Origin of the sequence: Streptomyces sp. WELS2 (assembly GCF_013870595.1) — a bacterium.
GTDB lineage: Bacteria > Actinomycetota > Actinomycetes > Streptomycetales > Streptomycetaceae > Streptomyces.
Map to the genome: position 1 here is coordinate 1 of NZ_JACBWZ010000323.1, position 6571 is coordinate 6571.

Annotated in this window: 3 protein-coding genes and 1 pseudogene; 2 read left to right on the forward strand and 2 right to left on the reverse strand. The window is 68.5% G+C overall.

The window, feature by feature from the left end; translation table 11 throughout:
* Positions 1–181: 181 nt before the first annotated feature.
* Complete coding sequence (locus H5J33_RS19160; RefSeq protein ID WP_181796155.1) at positions 182–1507, reverse strand: DUF2252 domain-containing protein; 1326 nt, start codon at positions 1505–1507, stop codon at positions 182–184.
* 370 nt (positions 1508–1877) lie between these two features.
* Between H5J33_RS19160 and dnaE the strand changes: the two genes are divergently transcribed.
* Entirely contained in the window at positions 1878–5417 is a 3540-nt protein-coding gene (gene dnaE, locus H5J33_RS19165; protein ID WP_181796156.1) for a DNA polymerase III subunit alpha, read from the forward strand.
* A 94-nt stretch (positions 5418–5511) separates the two neighbouring features.
* Here dnaE and H5J33_RS19170 read toward each other — a convergent pair whose 3' ends face one another.
* Positions 5512–5679 carry a hypothetical protein gene (locus tag H5J33_RS19170; protein WP_181796157.1) on the reverse strand — a complete coding sequence of 56 codons (168 nt, stop codon included), beginning with the start codon at positions 5677–5679 and terminating at the stop codon, positions 5512–5514.
* 223 nt (positions 5680–5902) lie between these two features.
* Between H5J33_RS19170 and H5J33_RS19175 the strand changes: the two are divergent.
* Positions 5903–6517 (forward strand): annotated as a pseudogene (locus H5J33_RS19175) (NYN domain-containing protein); the annotation flags it as partial.
* Positions 6518–6571 lie beyond the last annotated feature (54 nt).

Consider the following 6571-nt stretch of genomic DNA (forward strand, 5'->3'; position numbering starts at 1 on the left):
GCCGGCAGCGGGGCACGGGACAGCAGCACGTGCGACGCGGTGCCGAGCGTCACGACGAAGGCCGTGAACAGCGCCGCGCGCACGGCTCTGAGCTGGGTCCCGGATATGTCCATAGCGATTGGAGAGTGTGTCACGTCCGCGGGTAAGCGACCCCTAAAGGGTGCCTGTGAATCCGCGAAGGTCACAGCCCCGGAATCCGGCCGTTGCGGAACAGGTCCACGAAGATCTGGTGATCGGCACGCGCGCGTGCGCCGTAGGCGTGCGCGAAGTCCACCAGCAGGGGCGCGAAGCCCTCCTCGTCGGCCGCGATCGCCGCGTCGATGGCCCGCTCGGTGGAGAACGGCACCAGGGACTCGCCGGAGGTGTCGTCCGCCGCCGCGTGCATGGTGGCGGTGGCCCGGCCCAGATCGGCGACGACGGCCGCGATCTCCTCCGGGTCGTCGATGTCGCCCCAGTCCAGGTCCACCGCGTACGGCGAGACCTCGGCCACCAGCTGGCCCGCGCCGTCCAGCTCGGTCCAGCCCAGCCACGGGTCGGCGTGCGCCTGGAGGGCGCGCTGGGAGATCACCGTGCGGTGGCCCTCGTGCAGGAAGTACTCCGCGACGGCCGGATCCGTGATGTGCCGGGAGACGGCCGGGGTCTGCGCCTGCTTGATGTAGATCACCACATCGTTCTCCAGGGCGTCGCTGTGGCCCTCCAGGAGGATGTTGTACGACGGCAGGCCCGCCGAGCCGATGCCGATGCCCCGCCGGCCCACGACGTCCTTCACCCGGTAGGAGTCCGGGCGGGCCAGGGAGGAGTCCGGCAGGGTCTCCAGATAGCCGTCGAAGGCCGCCAGGACCTTGTAGCGGGTGGCCGCGTCCAGCTCGATCGAGCCGCCGCCCGGGGCGAAGCGGCGCTCGAAGTCACGGATCTCCGTCATCGACTCCAGCAGGGCGAACCGGGTCATCGAGCGGGCGTCACGCAGCGCGTCCAGCAGCGGGCCCTGCGCGGTCTCCAGCGTGAACGGCGGCACCTCGTCCCGCTTGGCGCCCGTGGCCAGGGCGTGGATCCGCTCCCGGTACGCCTGCGCGTAGACCGTCACCAGCTCGCTGATCTGCGCGTCGCCGAGCGCCTTCGCGTACCCGATCAGCGCCACGGAGGCGGCGAAGCGCTTCAGGTCCCAGGTGAAGGGGCCGACGTAGGCCTCGTCGAAGTCGTTGACGTTGAAGATCAGCCGGCCGTTCGAATCCATGTACGTGCCGAAGTTCTCCGCGTGCAGGTCGCCGTGGATCCACACGCGCGAGGTGCGCTCGTCCAGGTACGGACCGCCGCGCTTGTCGGCGTCCAGGTCGTGGTAGAAGAGGCACGCCGTGCCCCGGTAGAACGCGAAGGCCGAGGCCGCCATCTTCCGGAACTTCACCCGGAACGCGGCCGGGTCGGCGGCCAGGAGCCGGCCGAAGGCGGTGTCGAAGACGGCGAGGATCTCCTCGCCGCGCTGCTCCTCGTCGAGCTGGGGGACCGACATCGCGGGGTGCCTCCTGGTACATGTGTGCGACAGCGTTTCTGCCGTCTCCAACGCACGACGGTACGCGCAGGTGCCCGCCCGTCACCCGACCGCCACCCCTCAAGGAGGCGCTTCGCGCCACTGTGCTTGTCATGACCGTCACCCGACCGCCACCCCTCAAGGAGGCGCTTCGCGCCACTGTGCTTGTCATGACCGTCACCCGACCGCCACCCCTCAAGGAGGCGCTTCGCGCCACAGTCCCTGTCACCCCTGTCACTCCTCCAAGGGGCGCTTCGCGCCACCGGCTGTCGGTGGCGAGGCATAGACTTCGACGCTGACCCCAGAACCGTCCGCCAGACCGTCGCCGAGTGTTTCCCCCGGAGGCTCAACCGTGTCGAAGCCGCCCTTCACGCACCTGCACGTCCACACCCAGTACTCGCTGCTGGACGGTGCCGCGCGGCTGAAGGACATGTTCAACGCCTGCAATGAGATGGGCATGACGCACATCGCCATGTCCGACCACGGCAACCTCCACGGCGCGTACGACTTCTTCCACTCCGCGAAAAAGGCCGGAATCACCCCGATCATCGGGATCGAGGCCTATGTCGCCCCCGAGTCCCGGCGCAACAAGCGCAAGATCCTCTGGGGCCAGCCGCACCAGAAGAGGGACGACGTCTCCGGCTCCGGCGGTTACACCCACAAGACGATGTGGGCGGTGAACAAGACCGGCCTGCACAACCTCTTCCGGCTCTCCTCCGACGCCTACGCCGAGGGCTGGCTGCAGAAGTGGCCCCGGATGGACAAGGAGACCATCGCCAAGTGGTCCGAGGGCATCGTCGCCTCCACCGGCTGCCCCTCCGGCGAGGTGCAGACCCGGCTGCGCCTCGGCCACTTCGACGAGGCCCTGAAGGCCGCCGCCGAGTACCAGGACATCTTCGGCAAGGACAAGTACTTCCTGGAGCTGATGGACCACGGCATCGAGATCGAGCGCCGGGTCCGCGACGGCCTGCTGGAGATCGGCAAGAAGCTCGGCATCCCCCCGCTGGTCACCAACGACTCGCACTACACCTACGCGCACGAGGCCGGGGCCCACGACGCCCTGCTGTGCATCCAGACCGGCAAGAACCTCTCCGACCCCGACCGCTTCAAGTTCGACGGCACCGGCTACTACCTGAAGTCCACGGAGGAGATGTACGCCATCGACTCCTCGGACGCCTGGCAGGAGGGCTGCGCCAACACGCTGCTCGTCGCCGAGATGGTGGACACCGCCGGCATGTTCGAGAAGCGCGACCTCATGCCCAGGTTCGACATCCCCGAGGGCTACACCGAGGTCACCTGGTTCAAGGAGGAGGTCCGCCGCGGCATGGAGCGCCGCTACCCGGACGGCATCCCCGAGGACCGCCAGAAGCAGGCCGAGTACGAGATGGACACGATCATCTCGATGGGCTTCCCGGGCTACTTCCTCGTCGTCGCCGACTTCATCATGTGGGCCAAGAAGCAGGGCATCGCGGTCGGCCCCGGCCGAGGCTCCGCGGCCGGCTCGATCGTCGCCTACGCCCTCGGCATCACCGACCTCGACCCCATCCCGCACGGCCTGATCTTCGAGCGGTTCCTCAACCCCGAGCGCATCTCGATGCCCGATGTCGACATCGACTTCGACGAGCGCCGGCGCGTCGAGGTGATCCGGTACGTGACCGAGAAGTACGGCGCCGACAAGGTCGCCATGATCGGCACCTACGGCACCATCAAGGCCAAGAACGCGATCAAGGACTCCGCGCGCGTGCTGGGCTACCCGTACGCGATGGGCGACCGCATCACCAAGGCCATGCCCGCCGACGTCCTCGGCAAGGGCATCCCGCTGTCCGGCATCACCGACCCCGGCCACCCGCGCTACAGCGAGGCCGGCGAGGTCCGGGCGATGTACGAGAACGAGCCGGACGTGAAGAAGGTCATCGACACCGCGCGCGGTGTGGAGGGCCTGGTGCGGCAGATGGGCGTGCACGCCGCCGGCGTGATCATGTCCAGCGAGACGATCACCGAGCACGTCCCGGTGTGGGTGAGGCACACCGACGGCGTGACCATCACCCAGTGGGACTACCCGAGCTGTGAGTCACTCGGCCTGCTGAAGATGGACTTCCTGGGCCTGCGCAACCTCACGATCATGGACGACGCGGTGAAGATGGTGAAGGCCAACAAGGGCCTCGACATCGACCTGCTGTCCCTGCCGCTGGACGACCCCACGACCTTCGAACTGCTCCAGCGCGGCGACACCCTCGGCGTCTTCCAGTTCGACGGCGGCCCCATGCGGTCCCTGCTGCGGCTGATGAAGCCCGACAACTTCGAGGACATCTCCGCCGTCTCGGCCCTGTACCGGCCGGGCCCGATGGGCATGAACTCGCACACGAACTACGCGCTGCGCAAGAACGGGCAGCAGGAGATCACGCCGATCCACCCCGAGCTGGAGGAGCCGCTCAAGGAGGTCCTGGACGTCACCTACGGCCTGATCGTCTACCAGGAGCAGGTGCAGAAGGCCGCCCAGATCATCGCCGGCTACTCGCTCGGCGAGGCCGACATCCTCCGCCGCGTGATGGGCAAGAAGAAGCCGGAGGAACTGGAGAAGAACTTCGTCATCTTCCAGGCCGGCGCCCGCAAGAACGGCTACAGCGACGAGGCCATCCAGGCGCTGTGGGACGTGCTGGTCCCGTTCGCCGGCTACGCGTTCAACAAGGCCCACTCGGCCGCGTACGGCCTGGTGTCGTACTGGACGGCGTACCTGAAGGCGAACCACCCCGCCGAGTACATGGCCGCCCTGCTCACCTCCGTCAAGGACGACAAGGACAAGTCGGCGGTCTATCTGAACGAGTGCCGCCGCATGGGCATCCGGGTGCTCCCGCCGAACGTCAACGAGTCGGAGGCGAACTTCGCGGCCCAGGGCGACGACGTGATCCTCTTCGGCCTGTCCGCCGTCCGCAACGTCGGCACCAACGTCGTCGAGTCGATCATCAAGTGCCGCAAGGCGAAGGGGAAGTACACCTCCTTCCCCGACTACCTCGACAAGGTCGAGGCGGTGGTCTGCAACAAGCGCACCACCGAATCGCTGATCAAGGCCGGCGCCTTCGACTCCATGGGCCACACGCGCAAGGGACTCATGGCCCAGTACGAGCCGATGATCGACAACGTGGTCGCGGTCAAGCGCAAGGAGGCCGAGGGCCAGTTCGACCTCTTCGGCGGGATGGGCGAGGAGACCAGCAGCGAGCCCGGCTTCGGACTCGACGTGGAGTTCTCCACCGACGAGTGGGACAAGACCTATCTGCTCGCCCAGGAGCGGGAGATGCTCGGTCTGTACGTCTCCGACCACCCCCTCTTCGGCCTGGAGCACGTCCTCGCCGACAAGGCCGACGCGGGCATCTCCCAGCTCACCGGCGGCGAGCACGCCGACGGCGCGGTGGTCACCATCGGCGGCATCATCTCGGGCCTCCAGCGCAAGATGACCAAGCAGGGCAACGCCTGGGCCATCGCCACTGTGGAGGACCTCGCGGGCTCCATCGAGTGCATGTTCTTCCCGGCCACCTACCAACTGGTGTCGACCCAACTCGTCGAGGACGCCGTGGTGTTCGTCAAGGGCCGGCTCGACAAGCGGGAGGACGTGCCGCGGCTGGTCGCGATGGAGCTCCAGGTCCCGGACCTGTCCAACGCGGGCACCAACGCGCCCGTGATCCTCACCATCCCGGCCACCCGGGTCACCCCGCCGATGGTCAGCCGCCTCGGCGAGATCCTCAGCCACCACAAGGGCGACAGCGAGGTGCGCATCAAGCTCCAGGGGCCGCGCAAGACCACCGTGCTGCGCCTGGACCGGCACCGGGTCAAGCCCGACCCGGCCCTGTTCGGCGACCTGAAGGTGCTGCTCGGCCCGTCCTGCCTGGCCGGCTGAGGCCGGCGCCGTAGGAGAGCCGGCGGAGCGGCAGAAAAAGGGGCGCACCCGGCACGGGTGCGCCCCTCATATGTGCCCGGGCTTCAACTGCCCTTTAGTTGTGGCCGAAGCTCTTCTGCTTCTTGCGCGCGCCCTCCGCCGGGCCGCCCTGGATCTGGGACACCGGCGACTCGTGCTCCTCCGCCGGGGGCCGCTGCGCGTGCTCGCTCTGCTGCGCGCGGTTCTTCGGGCCGGCCTGCTTGCGGTTCTTGTTCTTGGCCATGGTGATGCCTCCTGTGGGGGATCTAGGGGCCAGGGCCGGGACCAGATTCACATACGCTGACATCAGGCGCATGTCGGATAATTACCGTCTGTGACAGGGCAGCTGAGCGGACGAGAACCGGAAACGCCACGCCGAAGATCGAGTTCGGGCCGTTAAGCTCCGCGGGGTCGGGCAGACTCGAAGCAAGTCCGAAGCAAAACCTCCCGGGAAGAGGGTGAGTCGCGTGGACCGCTGCATCGTCCTGGTGGACGCCGGGTACCTGCTGGGCGCCGCCGCCAGCCTCCTCGCGGGTGAGCCCTCGCGGTCCCGGATCACCGTCGACCACGCCGCGCTGATCCAGGCCCTGCGCGAACGCGCGGAGTCCGACACCGAGCGCCCGCTGCTGCGCATCTACTGGTTCGACGGCGCCCCCGACCGGGTTCCCCAGCCCGAGCACCGCCGGCTGCGCGTGATGCCCCGGGTCACCGTCCGGCTGGGCGCCCTGACCCGCAGCGACGGACGCTGGGCCCAGAAGGGCGTGGACGCCGCCATGCACGCCGAACTGACCGAACTGGCCCGCAACCGCGCCTGTTCGGACGTCGTCCTGGTCACCGGCGACGGCGATCTGCTGCCCGGCATGATGGCGGCCAAGGAGCACGGCGTTGCCGTCCACCTGTGGGCCGTGCAGGCCGCCGACGGCGACTACAACCAGTCCGAGGACCTGGTCGCCGAGGCCGACGAGCGGCGGGTGCTGGACCGCGCCTGGATCACCCAGGCCGTCCGCGCCAAGGAGCTGACCGGCGTCTGCCCGCCGCCGCCCGCGCCCCGCCCCGAGATCGCCGCGATCCTCTCCGCGCCTCCGACATGCCCTCGGTGAAGGAGTCGCCGACGGCGACCAGGCTGGTGTGCGGGG

Coding starts and splice junctions, on each gene's coding strand:
- H5J33_RS19160 (WP_181796155.1), bottom strand. CDS start 1,507: ATGTCGGTCCCCCAGCTCGACGAGGAGCAGCGCGGCGAGGAGATCCTC.
- H5J33_RS19170 (WP_181796157.1), bottom strand. CDS start 5,679: ATGGCCAAGAACAAGAACCGCAAGCAGGCCGGCCCGAAGAACCGCGCG.